This window comes from Bradyrhizobium sp. Ses1 (assembly GCF_059512365.1).
Genome location: NZ_JCAMOQ010000194.1, coordinates 1 through 713 on the forward strand (window position 1 = coordinate 1; position 713 = coordinate 713).

The 713-nt window shown below is 66.5% G+C and carries 1 protein-coding gene; it reads left to right on the forward strand.

Annotated elements, in window-relative coordinates:
• Positions 1-713 (forward strand): IS256 family transposase (locus AC5ZG5_RS46330; protein ID WP_496165587.1); only part of this gene is annotated, 713 nt, incomplete at both ends.

Genomic DNA, 713 nt, shown 5'->3' on the forward strand with positions numbered 1-713 from the left:
TGGAAGAGCCAAGCACTGCGGGCCTATCAGCGGCGCACGCTTGCCGCCGACGCGCTGATCGCGAGCAGCTATCTCGCTGGCACCAATACGCGGCGGGTACGTCGCGCGCTGGCGGCGCTGTTCGGCGGGACGGTCGGCAAGGACACGGTGAGCCGGACCTGGCGCAAGGTCAAAAGCGACTGGGACGCCTGGAATAGCCGCTCGCTGGCCGAGGAGCCGATCGTGCGGCTGATCCTCGACGGCACCGTCGTTCGCGTGCGGCTCGACCGCAAGGCGACCACGATCTCGCTGCTCGTTGTCCTCGGGGTACGCGCCGACGGCCAGAAAGTGCTGCTCGCGATCAGAAGCATGGGCGGCGAGAGCGCCGAGGCCTGGCGCACGGTGCTCGGCGATCTCATCAAGCGTGGGCTCAGGCGTCCCGAGTTCCTGATCGTCGATGGCGCGCCGGGGCTCGACAAAGCCATTGCCGCCGTCTGGGACGGCGTGCCGGTGCAACGCTGTACGGTTCACAAGCACAGAAACCTGCTCGCGCATGCCCCGGAGCGCCTGCACGAGGAGATCACCTCCGATTACAACGACATGATCTATGCGACGACGCCGGAGGAAATCGCGGTTCGCCGCAAGGCCTTCATCCGCAAATGGCGGTTGAAGCATCGCGCCATCGCCGACAGTCTGGAGGAAGCAGGCGAGCGCCTGTTCACCTTCACACGCCT